Annotated in this window: 29 protein-coding genes and 1 tRNA gene; 21 read left to right on the top strand and 9 right to left on the bottom strand. The window is 68.3% G+C overall.

Annotated elements, in window-relative coordinates:
- The first annotated feature begins 3 nt into the window (after positions 1-3).
- Complete coding sequence (locus HMPREF0591_RS02210; protein ID WP_007166760.1) at positions 4-462, top strand: nucleoside deaminase; 459 nt, start codon at positions 4-6, stop codon at positions 460-462.
- Between the two features lie 29 nt (positions 463-491).
- A tRNA-Ser gene (locus HMPREF0591_RS02205) sits at positions 492-581 on the top strand.
- A gap of 73 nt (positions 582-654) precedes the next feature.
- Here HMPREF0591_RS02205 and mtf2 read toward each other — a convergent pair.
- Entirely contained in the window at positions 655-1497 is an 843-nt protein-coding gene (mtf2, locus tag HMPREF0591_RS02200; RefSeq protein WP_007166759.1) for a fatty-acid O-methyltransferase Mtf2, read from the bottom strand.
- 237 nt (positions 1498-1734) lie between these two features.
- Between mtf2 and HMPREF0591_RS02195 the strand changes: the two genes are divergently transcribed.
- Entirely contained in the window at positions 1735-2211 is a 477-nt protein-coding gene (locus HMPREF0591_RS02195) for a CAP domain-containing protein (protein WP_007166758.1), read from the top strand.
- A gap of 75 nt (positions 2212-2286) precedes the next feature.
- Here HMPREF0591_RS02195 and HMPREF0591_RS02190 read toward each other — a convergent pair whose 3' ends face one another.
- Positions 2287-3420, bottom strand: a complete 1134-nt coding sequence (locus HMPREF0591_RS02190) for a glycoside hydrolase 5 family protein (protein WP_007166757.1) — start codon at positions 3418-3420, stop codon at positions 2287-2289.
- A 232-nt stretch (positions 3421-3652) separates the two neighbouring features.
- Here HMPREF0591_RS02190 and HMPREF0591_RS02185 point away from each other — a divergent pair, with 232 nt between their 5' ends.
- The 8 genes from HMPREF0591_RS02185 (at position 3653) to HMPREF0591_RS34345 (ending at position 9906) form a co-directional block, all read left to right on the top strand.
- A complete protein-coding gene (locus tag HMPREF0591_RS02185; RefSeq protein ID WP_007166756.1) occupies positions 3653-4039 on the top strand; it encodes a DUF2237 family protein in 387 nt (128 codons plus the stop codon).
- 65 nt (positions 4040-4104) lie between these two features.
- Positions 4105-5367, top strand: a complete 1263-nt coding sequence (locus HMPREF0591_RS02180) for a sulfotransferase family protein (RefSeq protein WP_007166755.1) — start codon at positions 4105-4107, stop codon at positions 5365-5367.
- Between the two features lie 63 nt (positions 5368-5430).
- The gene (locus HMPREF0591_RS02175; protein ID WP_050790003.1) at positions 5431-6627 is read left to right on the top strand and encodes an MBL fold metallo-hydrolase; all 1197 of its coding nucleotides are present in this window, start codon (positions 5431-5433) and stop codon (positions 6625-6627) included.
- Entirely contained in the window at positions 6624-7373 is a 750-nt protein-coding gene (locus HMPREF0591_RS02170; protein WP_007166753.1) for an SDR family NAD(P)-dependent oxidoreductase, read from the top strand. The genes HMPREF0591_RS02175 and HMPREF0591_RS02170 overlap by 4 nt, the downstream gene beginning before the upstream one ends.
- 15 nt (positions 7374-7388) lie before the next feature.
- The gene (locus HMPREF0591_RS02165) at positions 7389-7868 is read left to right on the top strand and encodes a VOC family protein (protein WP_007166752.1); all 480 of its coding nucleotides are present in this window, start codon (positions 7389-7391) and stop codon (positions 7866-7868) included.
- 1 nt (position 7869) lies between these two features.
- A complete protein-coding gene (locus HMPREF0591_RS02160) occupies positions 7870-8841 on the top strand; it encodes an LLM class flavin-dependent oxidoreductase (RefSeq protein ID WP_007166751.1) in 972 nt (323 codons plus the stop codon).
- Positions 8842-8935: 94 nt separating this feature from the next.
- Positions 8936-9190: a hypothetical protein gene (locus HMPREF0591_RS32075; RefSeq protein WP_007166750.1), complete on the top strand. Its 255-nt coding sequence runs from the start codon at positions 8936-8938 to the stop codon at positions 9188-9190.
- A gap of 536 nt (positions 9191-9726) precedes the next feature.
- Positions 9727-9906 carry a hypothetical protein gene (locus tag HMPREF0591_RS34345; RefSeq protein WP_040620937.1) on the top strand — a complete coding sequence of 60 codons (180 nt, stop codon included), beginning with the start codon at positions 9727-9729 and terminating at the stop codon, positions 9904-9906.
- On the opposite strand, the gene HMPREF0591_RS02145 is transcribed toward HMPREF0591_RS34345, so the two are convergent.
- On the bottom strand, positions 9896-10780 hold the full coding sequence (locus HMPREF0591_RS02145; protein ID WP_007166748.1) for a ribokinase: 885 nt from the start codon (positions 10778-10780) through the stop codon (positions 9896-9898). The genes HMPREF0591_RS34345 and HMPREF0591_RS02145 overlap by 11 nt on opposite strands.
- A gap of 131 nt (positions 10781-10911) precedes the next feature.
- Between HMPREF0591_RS02145 and HMPREF0591_RS02140 the strand changes: the two genes are divergently transcribed.
- The 3 genes from HMPREF0591_RS02140 to HMPREF0591_RS02130 all read left to right on the top strand — a co-directional run bounded on the left by HMPREF0591_RS02140 (position 10912) and on the right by HMPREF0591_RS02130 (position 14384).
- The gene (locus HMPREF0591_RS02140) at positions 10912-11832 is read left to right on the top strand and encodes a quinone oxidoreductase family protein (protein WP_007166747.1); all 921 of its coding nucleotides are present in this window, start codon (positions 10912-10914) and stop codon (positions 11830-11832) included.
- Positions 11829-13289: an aldehyde dehydrogenase family protein gene (locus HMPREF0591_RS02135; RefSeq protein WP_007166746.1), complete on the top strand. Its 1461-nt coding sequence runs from the start codon at positions 11829-11831 to the stop codon at positions 13287-13289. Before HMPREF0591_RS02140 ends, HMPREF0591_RS02135 begins: the two co-directional genes overlap by 4 nt.
- A 96-nt stretch (positions 13290-13385) precedes the next feature.
- Complete coding sequence (locus HMPREF0591_RS02130) at positions 13386-14384, top strand: D-2-hydroxyacid dehydrogenase family protein (RefSeq protein ID WP_007166745.1); 999 nt, start codon at positions 13386-13388, stop codon at positions 14382-14384.
- Here HMPREF0591_RS02130 and HMPREF0591_RS02125 read toward each other — a convergent pair whose 3' ends face one another.
- Genes HMPREF0591_RS02125 through HMPREF0591_RS02115 form a run of 3 tightly spaced genes read right to left on the bottom strand, consistent with a single transcriptional unit; the run spans position 14385 to position 16845 of the window.
- Positions 14385-14999, bottom strand: coding sequence for a TetR/AcrR family transcriptional regulator (locus HMPREF0591_RS02125; RefSeq protein ID WP_007166744.1), 615 nt, complete (start codon positions 14997-14999; stop codon positions 14385-14387). It lies immediately after the preceding gene.
- Positions 14996-15769 (bottom strand): SDR family NAD(P)-dependent oxidoreductase, encoded by a 774-nt coding sequence (locus HMPREF0591_RS02120; RefSeq protein WP_007166743.1) that lies wholly within the window; start codon positions 15767-15769, stop codon positions 14996-14998. The genes HMPREF0591_RS02125 and HMPREF0591_RS02120 overlap by 4 nt, the downstream gene beginning before the upstream one ends.
- Positions 15766-16845 carry an NAD(P)H-dependent amine dehydrogenase family protein gene (locus HMPREF0591_RS02115; protein ID WP_040620933.1) on the bottom strand — a complete coding sequence of 360 codons (1080 nt, stop codon included), beginning with the start codon at positions 16843-16845 and terminating at the stop codon, positions 15766-15768. The genes HMPREF0591_RS02120 and HMPREF0591_RS02115 overlap by 4 nt, the downstream gene beginning before the upstream one ends.
- A 105-nt stretch (positions 16846-16950) precedes the next feature.
- Here HMPREF0591_RS02115 and HMPREF0591_RS02110 point away from each other — a divergent pair, with 105 nt between their 5' ends.
- Both HMPREF0591_RS02110 and HMPREF0591_RS02105 read left to right on the top strand, forming a co-directional pair.
- On the top strand, positions 16951-17808 hold the full coding sequence (locus HMPREF0591_RS02110; RefSeq protein WP_007166741.1) for an SDR family NAD(P)-dependent oxidoreductase: 858 nt from the start codon (positions 16951-16953) through the stop codon (positions 17806-17808).
- Between the two features lie 8 nt (positions 17809-17816).
- Positions 17817-18203, top strand: a complete 387-nt coding sequence (locus tag HMPREF0591_RS02105; protein WP_007166740.1) for a DUF1330 domain-containing protein — start codon at positions 17817-17819, stop codon at positions 18201-18203.
- Positions 18204-18216: 13 nt separating this feature from the next.
- Here HMPREF0591_RS02105 and HMPREF0591_RS02100 read toward each other — a convergent pair whose 3' ends face one another.
- A complete protein-coding gene (locus HMPREF0591_RS02100) occupies positions 18217-18714 on the bottom strand; it encodes an adenosine-specific kinase (RefSeq protein ID WP_040621677.1) in 498 nt (165 codons plus the stop codon).
- Between the two features lie 95 nt (positions 18715-18809).
- Between HMPREF0591_RS02100 and HMPREF0591_RS02095 the strand changes: the two genes are divergently transcribed.
- Genes HMPREF0591_RS02095 through HMPREF0591_RS02085 form a run of 3 tightly spaced genes read left to right on the top strand, consistent with a single transcriptional unit; the run spans position 18810 to position 21939 of the window.
- Entirely contained in the window at positions 18810-20165 is a 1356-nt protein-coding gene (locus tag HMPREF0591_RS02095) for a WS/DGAT/MGAT family O-acyltransferase (RefSeq protein WP_007166738.1), read from the top strand.
- 4 nt (positions 20166-20169) lie between these two features.
- A complete protein-coding gene (locus HMPREF0591_RS02090) occupies positions 20170-20655 on the top strand; it encodes an NUDIX hydrolase (RefSeq protein WP_007166737.1) in 486 nt (161 codons plus the stop codon).
- Between the two features lie 45 nt (positions 20656-20700).
- Positions 20701-21939, top strand: coding sequence for a cytochrome P450 (locus HMPREF0591_RS02085; RefSeq protein ID WP_040621675.1), 1239 nt, complete (start codon positions 20701-20703; stop codon positions 21937-21939).
- A gap of 23 nt (positions 21940-21962) precedes the next feature.
- Here the strand turns inward: HMPREF0591_RS02085 and HMPREF0591_RS02080 are convergent, their stop codons facing one another.
- The gene (locus HMPREF0591_RS02080) at positions 21963-22334 is read right to left on the bottom strand and encodes a hypothetical protein (protein WP_007166735.1); all 372 of its coding nucleotides are present in this window, start codon (positions 22332-22334) and stop codon (positions 21963-21965) included.
- A gap of 142 nt (positions 22335-22476) precedes the next feature.
- On the opposite strand from HMPREF0591_RS02080, the gene HMPREF0591_RS02075 reads away from it, so the two are divergent.
- Positions 22477-24012: an HNH endonuclease signature motif containing protein gene (locus tag HMPREF0591_RS02075; protein WP_040620930.1), complete on the top strand. Its 1536-nt coding sequence runs from the start codon at positions 22477-22479 to the stop codon at positions 24010-24012.
- On the opposite strand, the gene HMPREF0591_RS02070 is transcribed toward HMPREF0591_RS02075, so the two are convergent.
- Positions 24009-25079, bottom strand: a complete 1071-nt coding sequence (locus tag HMPREF0591_RS02070; RefSeq protein ID WP_007166733.1) for an ATP-dependent DNA ligase — start codon at positions 25077-25079, stop codon at positions 24009-24011. The genes HMPREF0591_RS02075 and HMPREF0591_RS02070 overlap by 4 nt on opposite strands.
- Positions 25080-25105: 26 nt before the next feature.
- Here HMPREF0591_RS02070 and ligD point away from each other — a divergent pair, with 26 nt between their 5' ends.
- Positions 25106-26137: a non-homologous end-joining DNA ligase gene (gene ligD, locus HMPREF0591_RS02065; protein ID WP_007166732.1), complete on the top strand. Its 1032-nt coding sequence runs from the start codon at positions 25106-25108 to the stop codon at positions 26135-26137.
- Positions 26138-26285 lie beyond the last annotated feature (148 nt).

The raw sequence follows: 26285 nt of genomic DNA, 5'->3' as shown, positions 1-26285 counted from the left end.
TCGGTGATCGGCGACGAAGACCTGATCCGGGCCGCGTTGGCGGTCGCCGCGGCGGCCGGTCCCCGGGACGTGCCCATCGGCGCGGTGGTCGTCGGCGCCGACGGAACCGAACTGGCCCGCGCGGTCAACGCCCGGGAAGCCCTGGGCGATCCCACCGCGCACGCCGAGATCCTGGCGCTGCGGGCGGCGGCCGGCGTGCTCGGCGACGGCTGGCGGCTGGAGGGCGCCACGCTGGCGGTCACCGTCGAACCGTGCACCATGTGCGCCGGCGCGCTGGTCCTGGCCCGCGTCGGCCGGCTGGTGTTCGGCGCGTGGGAGCCCAAGACGGGTGCCGTCGGCTCGCTGTGGGACGTGGTCCGTGACCGGCGGCTCAACCATCGCCCGGAAGTGCGGGGCGGCGTTCTCGCCGAAGAGTGCGCCGCGCCACTGGAGGCCTTCTTCGCCCGGCAGCGATTGGGGTGAGGGGGCTGCGGTTCGGTAAGCTGCTCGGCGGTGGCGTGTCCGAGCGGCCTAAGGAGCACGCCTCGAAAGCGTGTGACGGCTAACACCGTCCGAGGGTTCAAATCCCTCCGCCACCGCCAACGCCTCTACGGCGTTCTTGCACATCGGTCGCTTGCCTCACCGCGGCGCCGCCGTCCCCGCGCGGCGAGCGCCTCAGGCCTTCGCAAAACAGTACATCCGGTATTCCAAGGGCCCCCCGCTCTTCAGGCCCTGGTACGTTCCCCACACGAGCCGGTGGCCACGGACCACGGCAAAGTTGTGCCCGACCGCAGGCGCAACCCTATTGATCGTCGCCGCCCACCATTGCGAATTCTTCTCCATCCCGCGCATGACTTCGGAACTGATCACCCTCTGCGACAGGATCCGCATCGGCGCATCAGCCAATTGCGCCTCCCACGCGGCAAGTCCTTCGGTGAGGCGAAAATCCGCGTATAGAAAATGCCCGTTCGGGCGCAGCACGCGCGCGACCTCTGTCAGAAAGCGGGGAAACTGAGCGTAAAGGTGTGAGGATTCGATATTGATCACCACGTCGAAGGATTCGTCGGGGAAAGGCAGATTCTCCGCGTCGCCTTGTACGAACTTCAGGCCGGCCACGTTGTGCCTTTGCCGGCAAAATTCAATGCCGTCCGAGTTCAAATCCAGTCCCGTATATGACGCCGGGCGAAACGTGCGCATGAGGTAGGAGGCGCCACCGCCGTGGCCGCAGCCGACCTCCAGCACCCGTTTACCGTGGAGGTCGACCTGCGCCGCCGTCCGGTGGTAAAGCTGGATGGGGAACCGGTTGGCCTCGTCGGGAGGGGAAAGCGGCACCCCCATCGGCGGGTCCTCTTCGTAGCCGTAGTTGAGGAACACGACGTCGTTCGCGGTGAGCCGACGGGTTAAGTAGCGGTACAAAAACCGCTGGTAGATATACTCGTGAATGTATTGCGCATACTTCTGGTTGACTTTGCGAAGAAGCAGGCGACGAACGTCGCGCTCTTGACCCTGGAGCGCCATGGCCGGAGCATAGCAAAAGCCGACGTGATCGCGATCACATTCAACTTCATCCATTAATCCCGAATTCCGGACCGGCCGGCGACGGCTGACTGCGAGTCGCCTTTTTCGGCAAGGTTCTCGCGAAAGCCCACTACCGCCGAAGGCCCAATCTGGTTCCACGCGATGCTTGGGCCATGCTCGGTCGTAGGGGATAGCATCGTCTTACCGACAACTCCGAGGCGCGCGGCAAGAGGCCACATGACGAAGAACGTCGAACTCGTCGTCCTCTGTTTTTGTGGTGTCCTCTTCGCGGTTCCCAGCGCCGACGCTGAATTGGTCGCGCACGCAGACGATTCCGCCGCTGTCCTGTACAGCGGCGTCAACGGGCTGCGTCAGCCCTGCGGGCCACTCACGGACGACCCGCGCCTGAGGGCGGCGGCTCAGCGGCACGCCGACGATATGCTGCGCACCGGCTTAAGCGGCCACATCGGTTCCGACGGCTCTTCGCCGCGGATGCGCATCGCAGACGCCGGCTACACCAGGCCCCCGGCCACGGGTGAGATTGTCTATTGGGGCACTGGATCAGCAGCGAATCCCATGCAGGCCCTCGACTCGTGGAGGCAAAGCCCCCCACACCAAGGGATCATGGTGAACTGCGCTTTCACAGCGGCCGGCTTCGCCACCGCCACTGACGGGAACAAAATGACCGTGGTGGGTGACTTCGCAGCTCCGTAAGTCCTTGCCGATGCACGCCACCGGTTGGGCCTTCCCGCCGCCAAACGACCGAAATCAGGTCATCCGACAGCCGGCTCAAGCTTGGGAACCCGCCAGCTTGCGGGTCGTCAGCGCTTCGGTGTCCTGGAAGGGCCGGCCGTCGGGCCGGAGCAGGTCGTGGAACCAGACTTTCGGGATCGCGGTGTACGGGTGATCCCACGATTCCCAGGGGAAGTAGGTCTGCGTCTTGCCGGCGACCAGGCCCCAGTTGATGGCACCGACGTTGTGGCGCTTGGCCACCGGGAGAATTCCCTCGATGGTGCTGCCCCGCGGCCGGGCCATGTACTCGGTGCACAGGATCGGCCGGCCCAGCGGGGCGAGCTCGCCGATCCGCGATTCGAATCCCGCGGGGTCGGCGTAGGAGTGGAACGTGATCACGTCGGCGTTGGCGAGCTGAATATCGCTGATTGCGCTGCGGCCCTGGGGTTGTCCCCAGTCTCCGCGCCACACGCCACTGGTCAGGGGCTGGCTGGGATCGACCGCGCGTGCCCAGCGGAAAACCTGGGGGAGCAGGTTGCCGACCAGCTGATCCTTGTCGCTGCGTTCGGCGTTCTTGTACTGCCGGGCCGGGTTGTCCGGCTCGTTCCACAAATCCCAACCCAGAATCCGATCGTCGTTGCGGAACTGGGTCAACACGGCGGTGACGTAGTCGCGCATGACGCCGGCGTAACGGGGGTCGCCGAGCCGTTCGGCGCCCGGGCTCTGCACCCAGCCGGAGTTGTGCACCCCCGGCCTCGGTGCGCGTTGCCGTCCCGCCCGGGGCGCCGGATCCCAGCACGAATCGAAGAAGACGAACAGCGGTTTGATGCGATGGCGCGCGGCGATGCCGACGAACTGCGCGAGCCGCGTCTGGAAGCCGCGCTGGTCCTGGGCCCACAGCTGATCGTGCAGGAACACCCGGGCGGTGTTGTGCCCGTAGAACCTGGCCCACCCGAGCTCGGTGTCGATGCGCCGCGGGTCGTAGGTGTCGGGCTGGAACATCTCGAGCTGGTTGATGGCTGTGGAGGTGATGTAGTTCGATCCGACGAGGAAACCCTGTGCCTGGTACCAGCGGTTCGCGCGGTCGGCGGGCCACCGTCCCGCCTCCTCGGCAGAGGCGCGCGGCGCTCGCGCCAGCGCGGTGCCCGCCGCCAGCAGAAGCGGCAGCTTGAGGGCCGTTCTTCGTTGCACGATGTGACGATAAATTTTCCCGGCGAATTCCCCGGGATTTGCTCAGCGCGTCGCGCCAGCTTGACGTGGTAATTGTTACCCGCCCGTCACCCGCCGCCGGGCGCGGCGTCCGTCCGCCGGCCGCCCACCGCATCGCGGGATGGCCGGCCCGCATCGGGGCCGGGCAAATTCGCCCCGGCGCAGACGGCAAATTTGCTTCAAACTTCACCCCCGGGAGCGCGATACTGAATCCGTGCCCGATCGAAACGTGTTAGGCGGTCCGTTGGAACCGTGCGGCACGGAGCCACTCACCGGCTACTACCGCGACGGTTGCTGCTCGACGGGGCCCGAGGACCTCGGCCGGCACACGATCTGTGCGGTCATGACGACGGAGTTCCTGGAGCACCAGCGTTCGATCGGCAATGACCTGCTGACTCCGGTCCCCGAATACCGGTTCCCCGGCCTGCTGCCCGGCGACCGCTGGTGCGTCACGGCGCTGAACTGGCTTCGTGCGCACCAGGACGGCTGCGCCGCGCCGGTCGTGCTGGCCTCCACGCACGAGCGCACCCTCGAGGTGGTGCCCCTCGAGGCGTTGCAGGAGCACAAGGTCGACGTGCCGGACGACTTGGCGAACCTGTAGGGACGCCCCGGCGTTCGGCGGCTGTGTCATAGTCTCTTGCGACGACACGTCGAAAAGAGGATCCGGTGGGCTCTGCCGTTGATGACATCGACTTCGACGACCTGACCGCGCCCGAACTGACCGACGTCCAACGCCAGATCCTGGAATTCACCGAGGCCAGACGCGTCGACTTCGACCTCGACCGGATGCGCGCGGAGGCGGAGAGTCAGGCGGGCGTCGACGATCTCGACGACGTCGACGGCTTTGCTGACCGGCTCGCCGCGCACGTCGCCGCGATCGAGGCCGACGAGGGACTGCGCCAGCTCACGCGCTCGTCGCTGCGACAGCGCGTCGTGCGGCTGCTGCGCAACCGGTTATCCCTGACCGAACTCCTCAAGCGGTATCCCGAAATAGAGGCGATCCCGATCGAGAACCCGTTCATCGTCGTCGGGATGCCCCGATCGGGCACCACCCACCTGGTGAACCTCATCGCGGCCGACCCGCGCCGGCGTGCCTTGCCGTACTGGGAGAGCCAGGAACCCCTTCCCGCCCGCGGCGACGGCCCAGGCATCTCCGGCGTCGACCCGCGATACGCGCGCGCCAAATCCGAGCACGACGCCCTGATGGCGAGCGCTCCGGTGGTGGCCGCCATGCACGACCGATTCCCCGAGGCCATCGAGGAGGAAGTCGAGCTGCTCGACCTCGACTTCGCCGCCTACGTCCTGGAATGGCATGCGCGGGTGCCGGATTGGCGCGACTACTACCTGGGACTGGACCAAACCCGGCACTACGCATACCTGAAGAGGGTGCTGCAGGCGCTGACCTTCCTGCGCGGTCCGCGGACCTGGGTGCTGAAAAGCCCCCAGCACTGCGAGCAGCTCGGCCCGCTGATGGCGACGTTTCCCGACGCCACCGTGGCTTTCACGCACCGCGATCCCGTCGCGGTGATCCAGTCGGCGATCACGATGATGGCCTACTCCGATCGGCTGCGCCGAACGAGCATCGAGCCGGACTGGCTGCTGGGCTATTGGAGCGACCGGGTGCACCGGCTGCTCGGCGCCTGCGTGCGCGACCGCGACCTGGTGCCGGCCGAACGCAGCATCGACGTCAGCTTCCACGAACTGAACGGCAACGAGATGCCGGTGCTCGAGCGGCTTTACCGTTGCGGCGGCGTCGAACTGACCGCCAAGGTCCGCGCGCGCTTTCAGGCCTACCTGGACGGCAATCCGCGCGGCAAACACGGCCGCATCCACTACGACCTGCACCGGCACTTCGGCATCACCGCCGACGAGTTACGCGCGCGTTTCGGCTTCTACTTCGACAGGTTCGACGTCCGTGCCGAGGCCTAGCGGAAGGGGCTCGCCGGCGTGAGCTTCGAACCGGCCTACCGCAGCAGGCCCGGCGCCGACGCCATGCGGCCCGCGGCCGCCGACCGGGCCGAGGAGATCGCCCCCGGGCTGTGGTGCTCACCGGGACTGTCGAATTCGTACCTGCTCACCACAGGTGAAGGCCGGGTGATCGTCAACACCGGCATGGGCTTCGAGGGCCCGGTGCATCGCGCGAACTTCGACGCGGTCGACGCCTCGCCGGTCCGCTACGTCATCCTCACCCAGGGCCACGTCGACCACGTCGGGGGTCTGGACAGCGTCCGCGACCCGGACACCACCGTCGTCGCGCAGGCGAACTGGACGCTGTGGCGCGACGACAACGAACGCCTCATCCCCTACCGCGCCAGCCGCAGCGCCTTCGCGTTCAGGGACACCCTGACGAGCGGCATCCAGGCGATCCAGCGGCGCCTGGGTAGCACCCGGTTGGCCGGCCAGAGCGCTCCCGTCGTCGACCTCGACTTCGAGGACACCCTGGACCTGGAGGTGGGCGGCCGGCGGATGGAGCTGATCTCCGTTCCGGGCGGCGAAACCACCGACTCGCTGGTGGTGTGGCTGCCCGCCGAGCGGATCTGCCTGTGCGGCAACGTCTTCGGTCCGCTGTTCGGGCACATCCCCAACCTGGTCACCATGCGCGGCGACCGGTATCGTGACGCGTTGACCGCCGTCGCGTCGGTCGAGCGGGTGCGCGACCTGCGGCCCGAGCTCCTGGTCACCGGACACTTCGACCCTATCGCCGGTGCCGACCGCATCCACGCCGAGCTGACCCGATTGCGCGACGCGATCCGCTACGTGCACGACCAGACCGTGGCGGGGATGAACGCCGGCAAGGACGTGCGCACCCTGATGCGCGAGATCGTCTTGCCCGCGGAATGCGAAGTGGGACAGGGATATGGGAAGGTGGCCTGGGACGTGCGGGCCATCTGGGAGAACTATTCCGGCTGGTTTCACCACGAGTCGACGACCGAGCTCTACCCGGTCGGTTTCGACGCCGTCGCCGCCGACATCGTCGAGCTGGCCGGGGCGGACGCATTGGTGGACCGGGCGCGGGGCCACCTCAGCGCCGGCCGTCCGCTGCAGGCCATCCATCTGGCCGAGCTGGTGGGTTCCGACCACGCCGGGGCGCGCGCCTTACTGCGCGACGCCCATGAAGAACTGCTGGCCGGCAGCACGAACTTCTGGGAAAGCGCCTGGCTGAGACACCAGATAGCGAGGAATTCATGACGGCGCGCGTGAGCTTCGACTTCACCGGGACCACGGCTCTGATCACCGGCGGCACCAGCGGGATCGGGCATGCCACCGCGCTCCTGTTCCGCGACGCGGGGGCCCGCGTCGCCGTCACCGGGACCAAACCGGCGGCCGACGACTACGCGGCCGACCTGTCCGGCATGGACTACCACCAACTACGGATCAGCGACCCCGATTCGGTCGACGCCTTGGCGGAGGAGTTCACCAGCCTCGACGTACTGGTCAACAATGCCGGCGCCAATTTTCCCGGCGGCCTTGACGAATCGAAGCCGGACGGGTTCGAGGCGTCGGTCGCGCTGAACCTCACCGGACCGTACCGGTTGACGGTCGGCCTCTACCGCGCGTTGAAGGCGTCGACCGCGGCCGGCGGCGCCAGCGTGGTGAACCTGGCGTCGATGTCCGCGCTGCGGGCGGTTCCCTTGGTCCCCGGCTACGGCGCTGCCAAGGCCGGGATCATCTGTGTCACACGGAATCTCGCCGTCAAGTGGGCGGGCAAGGGGATCAGGGTAAACGCGGTGGCGCCGGGCGCGATCGAAACCCCGATGACCGCGCCCATGCTGGGTTCGGCCGAGTTGGTCGAGTCCGAGCTGGCGCACATCCCGTTGCGTCGATTCGGCTCCGTCTCAGAGATCGCCCCGACCATCGCCTTCCTGTGCACCGAGCAGAGCAGCTACACCAGCGGCGCGGTGTTCGTCGTGGACGCCGCGTCGGACTGCGTCTGAGAGCCCAGGAAAGACATGGCAATTGCGTTGCGCCCGGAGGACTTCTATCACACCGGCATCATCGTGCCCGATCTCGGCGCGGCCATGAGCCGGCTGAGCGCGCTTGCCGGCTACCGGTGGATCACCCCGATGAGCTACACGTTGCCGTTTCGCACGCCCACCGGCGTCCGCGAGCTGACCTCGACGATCGTCTACTCCTTGCAGAGCCCCCACGTCGAACTCGTGCAGGAGGTGCCCGGCAGCCCGTGGACGGCCGCTCCGGGCAACGCCGTCCACCACCTGGGCTACTTCAGTGACAACCTGTCCGAGAGCGCACGCGCGCTGGAGGCCAATGGCTTCACCCTCGAGATGACCGCGGACGTGCCCGGTTCCGATCTGGGGCTGTTCGCCTACTACACAAACGATTTCGGCGCCCGCATCGAGATCGTCGACCGCTCGCTGTTTCCCGACTTCCCTGCCTTCCTGGAGTCGATGGCCGGCCCGGGGGAGGCGTGACGTGCTGTTGTCGGTGCTGCGCTTCAACTTCGCCTCCCCGCAGGGCGAACCCCGAACCCAGAGCGCGCTGCTGTCCGCCGCCCTCGAACTGGCGCAATGGGGAGAGTCGCACGGCGTGACCTCCGTCAGCGTCGACGAGCATCACGCGACCGGCCACGGGTGGAGCTGCAATCCCATCATGGCGGCTGCGATGTTCCTGGCCCGCACCTCGACGCTGATCGCCAGCGTCGACTGCGCGCTCGGCCCGCTGTGGAATCCGGTCCGGCTCGCCGAAGACATCGCGCTGGTCGACAACATGAGCCGGGGAAGGCTGCACACCACGGTGGGCCTCGGCTACCGCACCGTCGAATACGGCGCGCTGGGGGCCGATTTCGCTCACCGCGGTGCCTTGATGGACCGCCTGCTGGAGCGAATGCTGTCGGTGTGGTCCGGAGCCGATGCCGACGCGGGAGTGTGCACCGGCACCTGGAGCCGGCCACATCCGCCGCTGTACGTCGGCGGCGGCGCGCGTGCCACGGCGAGACGGGCGGTGCGCTTCCGGCTGCCGCTCAGCCTGGCCGACCACCTGCCCGACATCGCCGCCTACTACCGCGATCTGTGCGCCGACGCCGGCATGACGCCGCTCATCCTCATGCCGGGGCCGGTGAACCGCGGGATGATCTTCCTGCACGAGGACCCGGACCGGGCGTGGGCGGAACTCGGTGACCACATTCTTTGGGAGGCGGTCACTTACGGCGGGTGGTCGACCGATCAACGCTCCCTCATGCATTTGCCGGGAGTGCAGACGCTGGACGAGGTCAGGGCGTCGGGCCGGTACCGCTTTCTGACTCCCGACGAGTTGATCGCCGAGGTGCGCGAGGCAGACAATTACGGGCCGCTGGTGATGCACCCGCTGGTCGGTGGCATGCCCGTCGACGAGGCGTGGAAGTCGGTGCAGTTGCTCACCGACAAGGTGCTGCCCGCGCTGGCTTGACGTGACGGGGATCCGCACCTCGACTTCTCGCTCGTGAATGCGACCGCGAATTGCGGGTACGCGACAAAGTACGAGCCGAGATAAGGAGGATCTCATGGCATCTCGTGTGCGCAAGGCCGCCGCGGTGCTCGGTGGCGCCGCCGTCCTCAGTCTGGGAATCGGCTGCACCACGGGCGCAAGCGCTTCGGTAAATGGTGCGCCCGCGGCCCCGGCGCCGCCGACTTCGTCCAGGCCGGCGCCACCACCACCGTTGGTGGTCCCCCAGCGACAACAATGCGACGCCTACTACTACTGCCGCGGCAACGGACTCTCCGGCGCGGGTGGTGGGGGCGGCGCGGGTGGTGGCTGAACCACCCCGGCAACCACGAATAGGAGCAAACGATGATGAAAACGCAAGCGAGAAAGGCAATCGCGACATTGGGCGGCGCCGCCGCGCTGACGATCCTGTCCGGCTGCGGCGCGCAGATGCCCGCAAGCGGTGCGCCCGCGGCGCCGAGCGTACCCACGACGTCCAGCCCGGCGCCCCCGCCCCCGGCCCCGCCGTCCCCGACGCCGCCTCCGGGCAGTTCGGGGCACGTCCCAGCTAGCGGCTGCGTAGTCGGTGCTAATTGCTAGTGACCGCATGGGCCGGGAGGCGGTCACCATGGTTGCGCGCAAATCTCCGATTGCGCATGCCAATACGGGGTACGCGGCCAACCATGAAACATGAAGCGAGAAAAGCCCTGGCGCTCCTCGGTGGCGCCACCACACTCGGCCTGGCGATCGCCTTTGGCGGCGGCGCTGGCGAGAACACACTGTCAAGCCGCGCGCCCGCGGCGCCGCCCGTCCCTACGTCGTCCAACCCGGCGCCCCCCGCGCCACCGCCCGTTCCCGGCGGAACTTACGGTGGCGGCGGCAGCGCCGGAAGCGGCGCGGATGGTGGAGGCGCCGCCGGTGGTGCCGGCGGTGGTGGAGGTGCCGGTGGTGGAGGTGCCGGTGGTGGTGGCGGCTGAGTCGCGCCGGTCCACCCGTAACGGGCCGACGACGGTCAGTCGCAAGCGAAGAAGGCGCGCGATCAGGTCGTGAGCCCACGCAGGTCCGGCCGCCCGCCGAGGCGCTGCACCGTGGAGCTCGCGGCCGCCGACGCCCGCCTGCCCGCTTGGGACGGCGACGCTCCCTCGCGCAGGGCGCAGATCAGCCCGGCCACGAACGCGTCGCCCGCACCGGTGGGATCCACCACCTCGACGTCCGCGAACTCGAACAGCTCGCCGCCGCCTTCCCACGCCAGCAGGTCACCCACCCCGGGAACCGCGAGGGCGACCAGTTCTGGGCCGCAGTTCAACAGGTGGTCGGCCAGGGCGAAGGCTTCTTGCACCGTGGTGATGTCCCGGCCGGCGATCAGCGAGGCTTCGGTGGCATCCGCCCGGATCACGTCCACCGAGGCGAGCAGGTCGGCCCGAATCTGGGGCGCAGGCGCACCGTCGGCCACCACGCGTAGTCCCCGGCCCCGTCCGCGCTGCGCGGCCTCCAGCGCGGTGGCCGGCGGTTGCTGCAATTGAATCGAGACGGTGTCGGCGCCATCCCAGGACGCGGCCGCACGGTCCAGGTCGGCCACGCAAACCAGCGAGCTGTCCGGCACGTCTTCGAGCAGCAGCCGCTCCGGCGGGCGGCCCACGATATCGATCAAAAGCGCTGTCGTGCCCCGGCGGAGGACACCGCCGACGCCGATCCCGTCGCGTTGCGCCTGCCGCAACACCGAAGTACCGGCGTGGTCGTCGCCCACCACACCGATGAGCGCGACGGGGACACCGAGCTGGGCCAGGCCGACCGCCTGATTGGCGCCCTTGCCGCCGAGCAACTCGCTGCGCCGCAGGATTGCGGTCGAGTCGCCGGGGGTTGGCGGGCCGTCGGTGCGCAGCACCAGGTCGCGCCCGATCTGGCCGATGACGACAACGCTCATCACTACCAGGTGCCCATTTTCCGCCCGATCGCACGTTCGGCGACCGATGTTCGGCCGGCGGTTTCGCGTGGCCGTTGGCGGCAACCCTCTTTGAGCGCACTTCAACGACGCGAACGAAACGGAGGCGATCCATGCGTGCGGCGGTCTTGGAAGCGGCGGGGGACATCCCGAAGGTTCGCGACTTCGATGAACCATCGGGCGATCCGCACGGCGACACCGTCGAAGTCGTTCTGGCCGGCTGCAATCCGGTGGACCTCCTGTTGGCGTCCGGCAAGATGGGTCGGCCGACGGTGCCGTCGGTGGTCGGCCGTGAGGGCGTCGGCACGCTGGACGGCAAGCGCGTCTACTTCAACGCGCCGCCGGACCCGTTCGGGTCGTGGGCGCAGCGCTGCCGCGTCGACCCGGCCAAGACATTCCCCGTCCCCGACGGGCTCGATGACGACGTCGCGGTCGCCTGCGGCATCGCCGGCCTGGCCGCGTGGTTGCCGCTGACCCGGCACGCCGACGTGTCGCGCGGTGAAACGGTGTTGATCCTCGGCGCGACCGGGGTGGTGGGCCGCATCGCGGTGCAAGCGGCCAAGCTGCTCGGCGCGGGACGCGTCGTGGGCGCCGGTCGCAACCCGGAAGCATTAGACAAGGCGCGAGAGCTGGGTGCCGACGCCACGGTGCGGTTGGGCGGCGACGACGACGCGGAAGCGCTGCGACGGGAAGCCGGTGACGGCTACGACGTGGTGCTCGACCTCGTCTACGGCAAGCCGTTCATCGCCGCACTGGACGCCACGGCCAACGGCGGCACGCTGATCACCGTCGGCGAAGGCGCCGGCGAGACGGCTGAGGTGCCGTTTCGTTCGCTGACGGGTCGCACCCATGTCGGCCACCTCAATGACGCCATGGGGCCCGACGTGCTGCGCGCGGGCTACGCGGAGATCACCAAACATGCTGTCGAGGGCGAGATTCGGATAGACACCCGCCGGTACTCGCTCGAGGACGCCCCGCAGGCGTGGCGCGAGCAACAGTCCGGGCCGCACGTCAAGATCGCGGTGGCGCCGTGACCGGACGCTACGCGCCGTTCAACACCATGCCGATCGGCACCAAGTGGCGCGCCGGGTCGGCGGGCGAGAGCCGGGCGGACACCGATCCCTGGAGCGGGCAGAAGCTGATCGAAATCCCCCAGGCCAATGCCGACGACCTCGACGAGGCCTACGACGCCGCGGCCCGCGCACAGGCGCAGTGGGCGGCAAAGCCCCCGGTGGAGCGCGCCGGCGTGATGCGGTCGGCCGCCGAAGTGATGACGCGGCGCAAAGACGAGATCACCGAGTGGCTGATCCGTGAGACCGGCGGCACGGTCGCCAAGGCCGAATTGGAGTGGAGCCTCACCCGATCGGTGTTATGGGAGGCGGCGGCCATGCCGCACCACGTCGAGGGCAAGATCATGCCGTCGGACATACCCGGCAAGGAGAGCCGCGTCTACCGCGAGGCCGTTGGGGTGGTCGCCGTCATCTCGCCGTGGAACTTCCCGATGCAGCTGTCCAACCGCTCGGTCGCCCCCGCGCTGGCGGTGGGCAACGCGGTGGTCCTCAAGCCCGCCGGTGACACTCCGGTCACCGGTGGCCTGCTGCTGGCGCGGATCTTCCAAGAGGCCGGCCTGCCCCCGGGAGTCCTGTCGGTCATGATCGGCTCGGGTTCCGCGATCGGCGACGCGATCGTGGAACATCCGGTCCCCAAGGTGGTCTCGTTCACCGGCTCCACCAAGGTGGGTCGGGGGATCGCGCAGAAGGCGGCCCTCAAGCGCACGGCGCTGGAACTCGGCGGCAACGGCCCGGTGGTCATCCTCGACGACGCCGACCTCGACTGGGCCATCGACGCCTCGATTTTCGGTTCGTTCTTCCACCAGGGGCAGATCTGCATGATCGCCAACCGCATCATCGCCGATGCCAGCGTCTACGACGAGTTCGTCGACCGCTTCGTGGCGCGGGCAAAGGCGCTGCGGGTCGGCGACCCGTCCGACCCGGCGACCCAGCTGGGGCCGATCATCAACGAATCCCAACTGGAGTCGATTCGGGACAAACTCGCGCGGGCCGCCGCGGACGGCGCCGAATTGCTCTGTGGCGGAGACCCTTTCGGACCCACCGGGCTAGCGCTGCCGCCACACGTGCTCGCCGCGGGCAACGGCGTCGCCACCGCGCGCGAAGAGGTGTTCGGTCCCGTGATGACCGTCATCCGCGCCGACGACGAATCCGACGCCCTGCGCCTGGCCAACGACACCTCATACGGGCTGTCCTCGGCGGTGTTCAGCGGCGACGTTGAGCGCGCGGTGCGGTTCGCCAGGCGGATCGACGCGGGGATGACCCACGTCAACGACTCGCCGGTCAACGACGACTCCAACACGGCCTTCGGCGGTGAAAAATCTTCGGGTGTCGGCCGGTTCGGCGGTCGGTGGGCCATCGACGAGTTCACCACCGAGCAGTGGATTTCCGTGCAGCACCGGCCGCGCGAGTACGCGATCTAGCGCCGTGCCCGATGCGGCAACCCGCCGACCGACCGCGAGCACGACCAGGAGTAGCCGACGCGGCACCGGACCGGTGGTCGATGCTTGAATGGGACCATGGGTGACCGCGGACCGCAGGTGGCGATACTCGACGACTACGCCGGCGTGGCGCTACGCCTCGCCGACTGGTCATCGGTGCAAACGCGTTCGCGCATATCCGTTTTCGACCGGCATCTCGGCGAGGAGGAAGCCGCGGAGGTGCTGCGGCCGTTCGACGTGATCTGCACCCTGCGCGAGCGGATGGCGCTGCCGAGGGCGCTGCTCGAACGGCTGCCGAACCTGAAGCTGATCACCATCGTCGGCAGGAGCCTGCCCAACCTGGACATGGCCGCGGCCACCGAGCGGGGCATCCTCGTCGCGCACACCGACTTCGCCCATCCGAGGTTCCGTTCCGTGCACGACGCCACCCCGGAATTCGCCTGGGGTTTGCTGATCGCCACGGTGCGCAACCTGGCCGAAGAACACCGGCGCATGCGTGACGGCGCCTGGCAGGCGACGACGGGCGTCACGCTGTCGGGTAAGACGCTCGGGCTGATCGGCCTCGGCCGGGTCGGCACGCGCATGGCTGAATACGCGAAAGTCTTTGGCATGGAGGTCATCGCGTGGAGCCAGAATCTGACCGCGGAGGCCGCCGCGGCCGCCGGCGCCCGCCGCGTCGAGAAGGCGGCGCTGTTCGGCGAGTCCGACGTGGTCTCCATCCACGTCGTGCTCTCGGACCGCACGCGCGGTCTCGTCGGCGAAGAAGAGCTGACCCTCATGAAGCCGCACGCCTACCTGATCAACACCTCGCGGGGCCCGATCGTCGACGAGACGGCGATGATCGGTGCGCTGCAGACAGGGCGCATCGCGGGCGCCGGGCTCGACGTGTTCGACGTCGAGCCGCTGCCGCCGGATCATCCGTTGCGCCGGCTCCCCAACGTGACCCTGTCGCCCCACCTCGGGTACGTCACCCGCGAAATGCTCGGTGCCTTCTACTCCGACACCGTGGAGGCGGTGGTCGCCTGGCTGGACGGCGCCCCGATCCGGATCGCCAATCCCGAGGCGGCGCAGCGTTGATCAGGCGCGCTTCCGCTTCCAGTGCGGGCTCCTGACGGCTTCGAGGGCCTCGGTGACGTAGCGATCCAGCGGCCACGGGCGGCCGGACTGGCGCACCCATTGCTGGAACCCGAAATCGGCTGCCGCGAAGGCGAGTTGGACCAGGAGGCCGGGGCGGAGGTCGGCGTCGGGGTTCACCCCCATGCGCACGGCGATCAGCTTGGCGGCGCGTTCCTTGTCGGCGGGCGTGTGGACCGTGACCTTACGGAGCAGGTCGGGGGCCACCAGCAGCGCCTCCCGCCACTCGTTGGTGTCGGCCTGTTCGAACGACCGGGTCCGCGTGACGATCGCGTTGATCAGCGCGACATCGGGCGACTCGTTGGCGGGCCGCTGCTCGAGCAGGTTGACGATCGCGGCGCCGCCATGGCGGACGGGGGCAAGCAGCAGATCTTCTTTCGTCGGCACATGCCGGAAGAATGTGCGGGGGGAAACGCCTGCGGCAGCGGCGATCTCCTCCGTCGTCACGGTATCGTAGCCGCGTTCGACGAACAGCCGGAACGCCGCGCGCCTGATGTCGGCCCGGATCTGTGCGCGCTGCCGGTCGCGCAGCGATTGCGGTCGGGCGGGAGAGGTCACCGGAAGCAGCCGATCCCACCGTCGACGTGAATGGTCTGCCCGGTGATGAACGTCGCATCGCCGCCGAGCAGGAAGGCCACCAGCGCCCCCACGTCGGTGCGGACATCGCCGATGCGCTTCATCGGCACACGATTCACGGCCTTGTCGTACTCCTTGGGCGCGAACGATTTCCAGAACTTGACACCGTCCGATTCGGCGAACGGGCAGATGACGTTGACCCGGATGTTGTCGCGCCCCCACTCCAGGGCGGCCACCTTCGACAGGCCCCGGATGGCCTCCTTGGCGGCGGCATACCCGCCCCATTTCGGTTCGCCGCCCGTGCCCGTCCCGGAGCCGAGGTTGACGATCGACCCGCCGCCCGCCGCGACCATGACGGGGTGCACCGCCTGCATCAGCAAAAACGTGGCCCGCGGCCCCACGTCGTGACCGAGCGCGAAGTCTTCGGTGGTGATGTCGACGAAGGCCTTGGGTTCGTTGGTGGCGATCGCATTGTTCACCAGGCCGTGCACCGTACCGAATGCGTCGACCGCGGCCGTCACGATCCGTTGGGCGCTGGCCGGGTCCCGCAGGTCGGCGGTCAGCTTCTCCACACGGCCCAGCGACGACAGCTCGGCGGTCGTCTCGCCCAGCAACTCGTCCTGGATGTCGACCAGCAGCACCGCGGCACCGCGTTCGAGCAGCGCCGCGGCGGTGCCCTTGCCCACGCCCTGGGCGGCACCGGTGACGATCGCGACGTGGCCGCGCATCGACGACGGGTGGCTGTAGGTCACGACGTGACGAGGCCGGGAGCCGGGCGCCCGGCGAACAGGGGCAGATCGAGATAGGTCTTGACGCCGGGCTCGGCGGCGCAGACGTCGGGGATGGCGTTGACGCAGTGGTTGGCCGTGGCCACCACGCCCGGATTCTTCACCAGCCCTTCGGCGATCGTCTCGGGTTGAAGGCCCTTGAAGGTGAGGCTCACGGTGGGGTCACCGGTGATCTCGACCTCGAACCGCTCGCCCCGCCCGCCGAAATTCCAGGCCGGCTCGAGGCTTTCCTCACCCATCAGCCAGTTGACCGCCGCCGTGATGACGGGTTCGCCGTCCACCAGCGCCTGCCAGCGGAACCGGCGCGCGGCCACCTTTCCGGTGGTGATCGGAAACGGCGCGTAGTCGATGTCGGCCGTCGCCACGGCGACGTCCTGGATGGTCCGGATGTTCGGGTCGATGCGGAATCCCATGTGGTCGGCGATCATTCGGACCGACTGTTTGAAGCCCGCGTCGAGCAGGCCGGCCATGGGCCCCTGCACGGCCTCCTCGGGCGTGCCGCCGAACCCCATGATGTGACGCACGACGTCCGGGGCGTTGTAGGTCCGGATGTCGGAGAACTCCTCGGCGCGGATGTGGGTGACGGCCGCGGACAGCGAGGACAGCATGAGGGGGAATCGTTCCGTGATGCCGCCGGGGTGGATTCCCGAGCCGTGCAGGGTCACCCCGGCTTCGACCGCGGCGTCGGCGACGGCCCGGTGCCGCGGGTTGCCGGGATCGGGGTACACCCAACCGACCGGGGTGACGACGTTCTTGCCGGACCGCAGGATCGCGATGACCTCGTCGTCGTTGGGCACCAGTGGGCTGTAGACGACGCAGTCGGCGTCGGTGGCCAGGATCTCCTCGGCGCTGGAAGTGGCGGTGACACCGAGGTCTGGAGTTCCGAGGATCCTGCCGACGTCGACACCGTTCTTCTCGGCGCTGTGCACCCAGCAGCCGGCCAGTTCCAGCTGCGGATGGTTCAGCACGCACGCGATGGCCGCCTTGCCGACTCCTCCCGTGGCCCACTGGATGACGCGGAGCTTGGACGGACTACTCATCTGCTGACCTCCGAATTGCATGCCTTTACACGCCCACGACCGGACTGGCACAGTATGACCCGCTGACAGTGACTGTCAACATCGGCTTCGAGTGGAGGGCCCGTCATGAGCGTGCTGGACGGCAAAGTCGCGATCGTCACCGGAACCAGCCGCGGAGTCGGCGTCGGGATCGCCCACGAACTGCTCCGCGCGGGCGCCACCGTCATCGGCTGTTCGCGCTCGCGGCTCGACACCATTCCCGGCGTGGAACCCGACTGGGCCGTCCGGGCCTCCCAAAAGGTGTGCGACCAGGGGGACCACCGCGCGATCGACTCGTTCGTCGCCGAGGTCGTCGCCGAGCACGGCCGGATCGACATCCTGGTGAACAACGCCGGGGGTACCGTGCCGGCGCCGCACGCCGAGAGCATCCCCGAACTGGTCCAACGCATTCAGGGTGCGCCCGCCAGCGACGACGAGTACGAGCGCACGGCGCTGTTCCATGCGTTCGCGGTGCAGATGAACCTGATCAGCCCGCTGTGGTTCGCCATCCGCGCCTACCGGCAGATGCGCACCCAGGACGGCGTCGGCTGCATCATCAACATCTCGAGCGGCGCCGGGCATCCGGCGGGCTCACCGACATTGGTGTCCTACGGCGCGGCCAAGAGCGGCCTCAACCATCTGACCCGCTCGCTGGCCGAGGAGTGGGGGCCCAAGGTGCGGGTCAACTGCATCGCGCTGGGACCGACGATGACCGAGAACTTCCGGTCGTTCGTGCTGCCCAAAGACGACCCAACGGGTGCAAGGTATTTCGCCGCGGTTCCGCTGCGGCGAGCGGGCGATCCGGCGGAGGTCGGCAGGGTCTGCGTGTTCCTGGCCGGCGGGGAGGCCGACTTCGTCAACGGCACCACGATCGAGCACGACGGTGGCATGCTGCCGGGCGTGTTGTACGAAGCCGGTCTGAAGACGATCACCGATCTGCTCTAATCGTCACCATGAGCAGCTCCCTGGGACCCACCGCCGAACAGTTCGGGGCGCTGGCCGCCCGGCCCGCCGACGCGCCGGTGGTGATGGTCAACCTGCTGAAGTTCAAGACCCCGGGCGGCCTGGAGTCCTACCGGCGCTACGGGCTGGAGGTCGCGCCGCACCTGGAACGGGTGGGCGCCACCGTCCGCTATGCGGGCACGGCGCCGGCCTACGTGATCGGCGACGGCGAAAGGCCATGGTGGGATGCGATTCTCATCGTCGAGTACCCGACGCCGCAGGCGTTCATCGACATGGTGAGCACCCCGGAGTACGCGAAGGTACACGAACACCGCGCCGCGGGACTGGATCGGGGCGACCTGATCGCGACGTCGGCATGGTCGCTCGCGGACTCCTGACGGAGCCGACTGCTCAAAGCTTGTAGCCGATGGTGCGCAGCAGGTCGTGGCGCTCGGCCGCGTCGCGTTCGCCTTCCACCGCGACGGGAGTCTGCCCGTCGATGACGCCGACGATGCCGCGACCGCGGGGAGACACGGCGACGATGACCTCAACCGGATTTGCCGTGGCACAGTAGATTCCGCAGACCTCGGGTACCGCCTTCACCGGGTTGAGGACATTCACCGGAAAGCCCTCGCGTAAGAAGATGACGAAGCTGTGTCCGGCCGCGATGGCCACCGCGGTGCGTGTCGCCAGTTCGACGAGATCGGCGTCGTTGCCGCTGCGGCGGACCAGCCGCGGTCCGGACGCCTCGCAGAAGGCCAGTCCGAACCGCAGCGACGGGCTCACTCCTGCCAGGGCCTCGTGCAGGTCTTCCACGGTCTTGATGAAATGCGCCTGGCCGATGACCACGTTGACGTCGTCCGGTTTGTCAACGGCCACCACATCCCAGGTCAGCGATGTTGTCGTCACCACCTCATGCTCCCACCCGGTTACCGCCGGGCCGAAAGACGCGAGGTTCTCCGAGAGCGCCGTCGCCCCGGCGTCAATCGGGGTCTAATGGGGGGATGGAACTGATGATGCCCACCGACGCGATCTTTTTGCTGGGAGAATCGCGGGAACATCCCATGCACGTCGGCGGCTTGCAGTTGTTCGAGCTGCCGAACGGCGCCGGCCGTGGCTTCGTCCGGGAACTCTACGACCGGTTGGTCGAGCAGGACGACTTTCAGCCCACCTTTCGCAAGCACCCGGCCGCGTTCGTTGGTGGGATCGCGAACCTGGGTTGGTCCTACGATAAGGACGTCGACGTCGACTACCACGTGCGGCGCTCGGCGGTACCCTCACCCGGACGGATCCGGGAACTGCTCGAGCTGACCTCGCGGTGGCACAGCAGCCTGCTGGATCGCCATCGCCCCCTGTGGGAGACGCACATCATCGAGGGCCTCAAGGACGGCCGGTTCGCCATCTACACCAAGATCCACCACGCGCTGATCGACGGTGTCTCGGCGCAGAAACTGATGCAGCGCGCGCTGTCGACCGACCCCGACGACCCGGAGTTCCGCGCACCGTGGAGCCTGGCCAAGAAGAAGCGCAGGAGCAGCCCGCTGAGCCCGTTGAGTTCCGTGCTGCATGCGGCGGGATCCGTTGCGGCGCTGGCCCCGTCGACGGTGTCGCTGGCCCGCGCCGCCCTGCTCGAGCAGCAGCTGACGTTGCCCTTCGGCGCGCCGCGCACCATGCTGAACGTCAAGATCGGCGGCGCGCGGCGCTGCGCGGCGCAGTCATGGTCGTTGGACCGGATCAAGAGCGTCAAGAAGGCCGCCGGCGTGACCGTCAACGACGTCGTCCTGGCGATGTGTTCGGGTGCCCTGCGCTATTACCTGCTCGAGCAGAACGCGCTGCCGGACACGCCGCTGATCGCGATGGTCCCGGTGAGCTTGCGCACCGAGGACGAGGCCGACGCCGGGGGCAACCTCGTCGGCGCCATCCTGTGCAACCTCGCCACCGACAGCGACGATCCCGCGCAGCGGTTGCAGACGATCAGCGATTCGATGCGCAGCAACAAGACGGTGTTCTCGCAGTTGCCCCGGTTCCAGGCGCTGGCGCTTTCCGCGGTCAATACGTCCGCGCTGGCGTTGGCCGCGGTCCCGGGCTGGGTGGCGTCGACGTCGCCGCCGTTCAACATCATCATCTCGAACGTGCCGGGGCCGACCCAGCCGATCTACTACGGGGGCGCCCGGCTCGACGGAAATTACCCGCTGTCCATCGCGCTGGACGGCCAGGCGCTGAACATCACCCTCGCCAACAACGCCGGCAATCTCGACTTCGGTCTGGTGGGATGCCGGCGCAGCGTGCCGCACCTGCAGCGCATGCTTGCCCATCTGGAGTCGTCGCTCAAGGATCTGGAACGCTCGGTCGGGTTCTGACCGGATGCCGAAACTCAGCGCGGGCGTGCTGTTGTACCGGACCCGTGACGGCGTCGTCGAAGTCCTGATCGCGCATCCGGGCGGCCCCTTCTGGGCGCGAAAGGACAACGGCGCGTGGTCGATTCCCAAAGGGGAGTACGCGGAAGGCGAGGACCCGTGGGCCGCGGCGCAACGCGAGTTCTCCGAGGAACTCGGGCTTTCGGTGCCGGCCGGGCACCGGCTGGACCTCGGGCAGCTGAAACAGTCCGGTGGCAAGGTGGTCACCGCCTTCGCCGTCCGCGGCGACCTCGACGTGTCCGACGCCCGCAGCAACACCTTCGAATTGGAGTGGCCGAAGGGCTCGGGCACCGTGCGGGAGTTTCCGGAAGTGGATCGGGTGGGCTGGTTTCCGGTGGCGCAGGCCCGCGTCAAACTGCTGAAGGGCCAGCTGGGATTCCTGGACCGATTGATGGCGCATCCGGATCCGGCGCGGTTCGGCGAAGGGGCTTGACGTGCAGGGCCGCCCGTGCGATCCGCCCGTGTGCACAATGTCAGCATGACGACCGCCCCTCCCGACCAAGACGAATCGCAGGGGTTGCTGCTGCAACTGCTGGACCCGGCCAACCGGCCCGACCCGTATGGACTCTGCGCGCAGTTCCGCAAGGGCGGGGCGCTGCGGCTGCCCGACGCCAACCTGGTCGTCTTCTCGAGTTACCGGGATTGCGACGAGGTATTGCGGCACCCGTCGTCGAGCAGCGACAACGTCAACTCGACGGTCGCCAAGCGGCAGGCCGAGGCCGGCACGGCGCCCCGGCGGGAGGGCCCGCCGGGCTTTCTGTTCCTCGATCCGCCCGACCACACCCGGCTGCGTCGGCTGGTCAGCAAGGCGTTCGCGCCGCGAGTGGTGAGCGCGCTCGAGCCCGATATTCGTTCGCTGGTCGACGGATTGCTCGATCGGGCAGCCGATCGGGGGCACTTCGACGTTGTCGAAGATTTCGCTTACCCGCTGCCGGTGGCGGTGATCTGCCGGCTGCTCGGCGTGCCGCTCGACGACGAGCCGCAATTCAGCCGCGCGTCGGCATTGCTGGCTCAGGCGCTGGACCCGTTTTCGACGATCACCGGCGTACCCCCGGACGTCGCGAGCGAGCGGCAACGGGCCGGGGCGTGGCTGCGCGAATACTTCCATGGTCTGATCGAGCGCCGCCGTTCACATCCCGGCGACGACTTGCTGTCGGGGCTCATCGCGGTGGAGGAGTCCGGCGATCAACTCACCGAAGAGGAGATCGTCTCCACCTGCAACCTGCTCCTGATCGCCGGACACGAGACCACGGTGAACCTGATCGGGAACGCCGTGCTGGCGATGCTGCGCAATCCCGGTCAGTGGGCCGCGCTGGGCGCCGACCCCGGCCGGGCGCCCGCGATCGTGGAGGAGACCCTGCGTTACGACCCGCCCGTACAGCTGGTGGGCCGAATCGCTTTGGCCGACATGATGATTGGTGGGATCGAGGTGCGGGCGGGCGATGTCATGATGTTGTTGCTCGCCGCGGCCCATCGCGACCCTGCCGAATTCGACCGGCCGGATGTCTTCGACCCGGAGCGGAAAGGATTGCGGCACCTCGGATTCGGCCGCGGCGCACACTACTGTCTGGGCGCGCCGCTGGCCCGCCTGGAAGCCGGCGTGGCGCTGTCGGCGGTCACGGCGCGCTTCCCGGACGCCCGGCTAGTGGCCGGCGAGCCGCGGTATAAGGCCAACGTCACGCTGCGGGGATTGGCGCACCTGGGAGTCGCGGTCTAGCTTTCGCGTTCCCACGGCGCGGTCTAGCTTTCGCGTTCCCACGGCGCGCGCTCGCCCATCTTCTTGTAGTACTTGGCCAGATGGCTCTTCACCCGGTCGACGTCCTCCTTCGGCAGGTCGATACCGCCGCGCGCACCGTCCATGATGGCGCCGGCCGCCATCACCCCGCGTGGCACCGCCTTGAGGTCGCCTCCGACGACATCGGCGATCAGCAGCTTGTACGCCGTGAAGTTGTCCTTCTTGTCGTTGTCGTACCAAAGATGGGCATCGCGGTACTTCTGATTCGGTGTGTCCTCGGCGCCGGCCCACTCGCGAACCCGCTTCTCGGCCGCGCCACCGTCCCACTTGCGATCGCGGTCGGCCAGCGGCAAATCTTGAAACGCTGTCACTGACATGTCAGGTCGCGTGCCCGCTCTGCGCGGCCGTTAAACGCGCGCGCGGCGGCGGTTGTCCACAGTTGGGACTTGATCCACAGGCCGGCACCTCGAGTGGGGCGTGTCGGGGGTTGAGTTCATGACCGGTACTAATATCGAAAGTATGTTCGAGTGCTCAGTGCCGACCGTCGAGGAGCTGGCGCGCGCCGACGATACAGACGTGGCGGCCGCGATCGCCACGTGCGCGCGGGTCGAGGCGGTGGCCGCGGCGCACCGGTTGGCGGCCATCGCCGAGCTCGTCCACCGCCGCGCCGATGGGCCCACCATCTCGGCCCACTGGTCGTGCGACAACTGGGATGTGATGGCCGCCGAGGTCGCCGCGGCACAAAACATCAGCCACGCCATGGCCTCCGGTCAGATGTACCTGGCCGCCGCGCTGCGCAACCGGCTCCCGCAGGTGGCGGCGCTCTTTGCCGAGGGCACGATCAGTGCTCGGCTTGCGGCGACCATCGTCTGGCACACCGACCTGGTGAAGGACGCCGAGACACTGCAATTGATCGATGCCACGCTGGCCGAAGACGCGAAGCGTTTCGGGCCGATGTCGGTCAACAAGACCGCGCAGGCCATCGACGCGGTGGTGGACCGCTACGATCCGGCCGCCCTGAGGAGGACCCGCGCCAGCGCCCGCAGCCGCGACGTCGTCATCGACCAATCGGCCGACGAGTCGGGGACAGCGGCCTTGTGGGGGCGGCTCTACACGCACGACGCGGCCATGCTGGACCGGCGCCTGTTGCAGATGGCTCACGACGTGTGCGAGGACGATCCGCGCACCGTTGCCCAGCGCCGCGCCGACGCGCTGGGTGCGCTGGCGGCCGGCGCGGACCGACTCGCGTGTGGCTGCGCCAACGCGGACTGCCCGGCGGCCGCCGACGGGGACGCGCGGGCGACCGGCGTGGTCGTCCACGTCGTTGCGGACGCTTCGGTGCTCGACGCCGCCCCCGACCCGCACACGGCCGGCGAACCGGCCCGCACGCCCATCACGGATCAGACCACCCTCGCCGAGGCGCTGACGCCCGATCCCGAGCCGGACGTCCCGGAAGCCCGACCACCGGCGTTGATCACCGGCGGCGGCATGATATCGCCGGCGCAGGTCGCCGAGCTGATCCGGGGCGGCGCGAAGGTTCGGCCGGTGCGCCACCCCGGCGACGCAGCCCCCGAACTCGGTTATCGCCCGTCGGCGGAGTTGGAGCGCTTCATCCGATGCCGGGACATGACGTGCCGGTTCCCCGGCTGCGATCGACCCGCCGAGTTCGCCGATATCGACCACACGGTGCCCTATCCGTTCGGCGCCACCCACGCGTCGAATCTCAAATGTCTGTGCCGAAAACATCACCTTCTGAAGACCTTCTGGACGGGGTGGCGCGACGAGCAACGGCCGGACGGCACCGTCGTGTGGACATCGCCGAACGGACAGACCTACACCACCCGGCCGGGCAGTCGGCTGCTGTTCCCGGCGCTGTGCGCGCCGACGAGTGAATGGCCCACTGTGGCAACGACATATCGACCGCTTGCCGACCGTGGCGTCATGATGCCGAAGCGCCGCCGGACGCGGCAACAAGACCGCGCCCGCCGCATCGCCGCCGAGCGCGCGCTCAACGCCGCTCACGTCGCCGAACGCAACGAGCCGCCGCCCTTCTAGCCGGATCCCAATCCCGGGACGATGTCACCGAGGCTGAAGGTGACCGGCTGTTCGAGTTGTTCGTATGTGCACGAACGCGGGTCGCGGTCCGGGCGCCACCGGTTGAATTGCGCGGTGTGGCGAAATCGCCGGCCTTCCATGTGGTCGTAGCGGACCTCGACCACGCGTTCCGGTCGCAGCGGCACGAACGAGAGATCCTTTCCGGCGTTCCAGCGCGAGAACTCGTTCTTGCGGGGGGTCCGTTCGCCGGTTTCATGGGCCGCCCAGTTCCACGGGTGGTCGTCGAAATCGGTCACCAGCGGCTGCATTTCGGCGAACAGGCGTCGCCGTTCGGCCATCGGAAACGCTCCGATCACGCCGACCGACGCGAGTTGACCATCGTCCTGGTAGAGCCCGAGCAGCAGCGAGCCGATCGCATCCCCGCCGGACTTGTGCACCCGATAGCCGGCGACCACACAGTCGGCGGTCCGCTCGTGCTTGATTTTGAACATGGCGCGCTTGTCGGGCTGATAGGTGACGGTCAGCGGCTTGGCGATGACACCGTCGAGACCGGCGCCCTCGAATTCGTCGAACCAGCGTCGCGCTACATCGACGTCGGTGGTGGCCGGCGTGACGTGGACCGACGGGCCGGAGTCGCTCAGCGCGTCGACGAGGGCGGCGCGCCGCTCGCTGAACGGCCGGCGCGTGTAGTCGTCGTCGCCCAGGGCGAGCAAATCGAAGGCGATGAACGCCGCCGGCGTCGCCTCGGCGAGCATCCGTACCCGCGAATCCGCCGGATGGATGCGCTGTTGAAGAGCCTCGAAGTCCAGGCCATGGTCGGTCGCGATGACGATCTCCCCGTCGATCACGCAACGCTCGGGCAACTCCGCCCGGACCGCGGCCACCAACTCGGGGAAGTACCGGGTCATGGGCCGCTCGTTGCGGCTGCCCAACTCCACTTCGTCGCGGTCACGGAAACAGATGGACCGGAATCCGTCCCACTTGGGCTCGTAAGACGCGTCCGGCGGGATCGACCGCACCGATTTGGCCAGCATGGGCGACACCGGCGGCATGACAGGTAAGTCCATAGGGCGATTGTGCTGGAATCTTCGGTATGGCTGCTGCAGAAGAGCTCGACGTCGACGGTGTGGCGGTGCGCCTGACGAATCCGGACAAGGTGTATTTCCCCAAGTTGGGCTCGAAAGGTACCAAACGGCGGCTCGTCGAGTACTACCGCGCCGTCGCGGGCGGCCCGATGCTCGACACGCTCCGTGACCGGCCCACCCATCTGCAGCGCTTTCCGGACGGGGTCGACGGCGAGGAGATCTACCAGAAGCGGATTCCGCAGCACCATCCCGACTATCTGCAGACCTGCCGGGTCACGTTTCCCTCCGGCCGCACCGCGGACGCGCTGAAGGTGACGCACCCCTCGGCGATCGTGTGGGCGGCACAGATGGGTACCATCACGTTGCACCCGTGGCAGGTGCGCTGCCCGGACCCCGACCATCCTGACGAGTTACGCATCGACCTGGATCCGCAGCCGGGAGTCGCCTTCGAGCAGGCGCGGACGGTGGCCGTCGACGTGCTGCGGCCGTTGCTCGAAGAGCTTGGTCTGGTGGGGTACCCGAAGACTTCCGGTGGGCGCGGGATCCATGTGTTCCTGCGGATCGCCACCGACTGGGATTTCGTCGAGGTGCGCCGCGCCGGCATTGCACTGGCCCGCGAGGTGGAGCGGCGCGCCCCCGAGGCGGTCACCACGTCGTGGTGGAAGGAAGAGCGCGGCGAGCGCATCTTCATCGACTTCAACCAGAACGCCCGCGATCGCACCATGGCGTCGGCCTACTCGGTGCGGCCCACCCCCATCGCGACGGTGTCGACACCGCTTACCTGGGACGAGCTGGCCGGTGCGGAACCCGACGATTACACCATCGCAACCGTTCCCGACCTGGTGAAGGGGCGCGAAGACCCCTGGGCCGCAATGGAAGACGTGACGCAGTCGATCGCGCGATTGCTGGAGATGGCCGACGCCGATGAGGATCGCGGTCTCGGAGACATGCCGTATCCACCGAATTACCCGAAGATGCCGGGCGAGCCTAAACGCGTTCAGCCAAGCCGTGATACGGGCCTGAAGAAAGACGCAAAGTAAGGCGGCACCGCTTTGGCCGGCACATTAGCGCCGGAAACACAGCGCGATGCGTCGGTTAGACGAGCACGCCTGGCGCACCGGCGCTTTCGGCTAGCCATGCCGACGCTGAACTTGGAGCGCTGACTGGCACGCCTACGCGAAGTAAGGC

The organism is Mycobacterium parascrofulaceum ATCC BAA-614 (assembly GCF_000164135.1).
In the GTDB taxonomy this organism is placed as follows: Bacteria; Actinomycetota; Actinomycetes; order Mycobacteriales; family Mycobacteriaceae; genus Mycobacterium; species Mycobacterium parascrofulaceum.
This window is presented reverse-complemented; position numbering and strand designations above follow the sequence as displayed.

What these genes read in the sequence shown, in the direction of transcription:
- HMPREF0591_RS02195 (WP_007166758.1), top strand. Translation starts at nt 1,735, where the DNA reads ATGACGAAGAACGTCGAACTCGTCGTCCTCTGTTTTTGTGGTGTCCTC.
- HMPREF0591_RS02085 (WP_040621675.1), top strand. Translation starts at nt 20,701, where the DNA reads ATGACGACCGCCCCTCCCGACCAAGACGAATCGCAGGGGTTGCTGCTG.
- HMPREF0591_RS02080 (WP_007166735.1), bottom strand. Translation starts at nt 22,334, where the DNA reads ATGTCAGTGACAGCGTTTCAAGATTTGCCGCTGGCCGACCGCGATCGC.
- HMPREF0591_RS02070 (WP_007166733.1), bottom strand. Translation starts at nt 25,079, where the DNA reads ATGGACTTACCTGTCATGCCGCCGGTGTCGCCCATGCTGGCCAAATCG.
- HMPREF0591_RS02170 (WP_007166753.1), top strand. Translation starts at nt 6,624, where the DNA reads ATGACGGCGCGCGTGAGCTTCGACTTCACCGGGACCACGGCTCTGATC.
- HMPREF0591_RS02175 (WP_050790003.1), top strand. Translation starts at nt 5,431, where the DNA reads ATGCGGCCCGCGGCCGCCGACCGGGCCGAGGAGATCGCCCCCGGGCTG.
- HMPREF0591_RS02075 (WP_040620930.1), top strand. Translation starts at nt 22,477, where the DNA reads ATGTTCGAGTGCTCAGTGCCGACCGTCGAGGAGCTGGCGCGCGCCGAC.
- HMPREF0591_RS02090 (WP_007166737.1), top strand. Translation starts at nt 20,170, where the DNA reads ATGCCGAAACTCAGCGCGGGCGTGCTGTTGTACCGGACCCGTGACGGC.
- ligD (WP_007166732.1), top strand. Translation starts at nt 25,106, where the DNA reads ATGGCTGCTGCAGAAGAGCTCGACGTCGACGGTGTGGCGGTGCGCCTG.
- HMPREF0591_RS02105 (WP_007166740.1), top strand. Translation starts at nt 17,817, where the DNA reads ATGAGCAGCTCCCTGGGACCCACCGCCGAACAGTTCGGGGCGCTGGCC.
- HMPREF0591_RS02165 (WP_007166752.1), top strand. Translation starts at nt 7,389, where the DNA reads ATGGCAATTGCGTTGCGCCCGGAGGACTTCTATCACACCGGCATCATC.
- HMPREF0591_RS02110 (WP_007166741.1), top strand. Translation starts at nt 16,951, where the DNA reads ATGAGCGTGCTGGACGGCAAAGTCGCGATCGTCACCGGAACCAGCCGC.
- HMPREF0591_RS32075 (WP_007166750.1), top strand. Translation starts at nt 8,936, where the DNA reads ATGGCATCTCGTGTGCGCAAGGCCGCCGCGGTGCTCGGTGGCGCCGCC.
- HMPREF0591_RS02145 (WP_007166748.1), bottom strand. Translation starts at nt 10,780, where the DNA reads ATGAGCGTTGTCGTCATCGGCCAGATCGGGCGCGACCTGGTGCTGCGC.
- HMPREF0591_RS02095 (WP_007166738.1), top strand. Translation starts at nt 18,810, where the DNA reads ATGGAACTGATGATGCCCACCGACGCGATCTTTTTGCTGGGAGAATCG.
- HMPREF0591_RS02140 (WP_007166747.1), top strand. Translation starts at nt 10,912, where the DNA reads ATGCGTGCGGCGGTCTTGGAAGCGGCGGGGGACATCCCGAAGGTTCGC.
- mtf2 (WP_007166759.1), bottom strand. Translation starts at nt 1,497, where the DNA reads ATGGCGCTCCAGGGTCAAGAGCGCGACGTTCGTCGCCTGCTTCTTCGC.
- HMPREF0591_RS02130 (WP_007166745.1), top strand. Translation starts at nt 13,386, where the DNA reads ATGGGTGACCGCGGACCGCAGGTGGCGATACTCGACGACTACGCCGGC.
- HMPREF0591_RS02115 (WP_040620933.1), bottom strand. Translation starts at nt 16,845, where the DNA reads ATGAGTAGTCCGTCCAAGCTCCGCGTCATCCAGTGGGCCACGGGAGGA.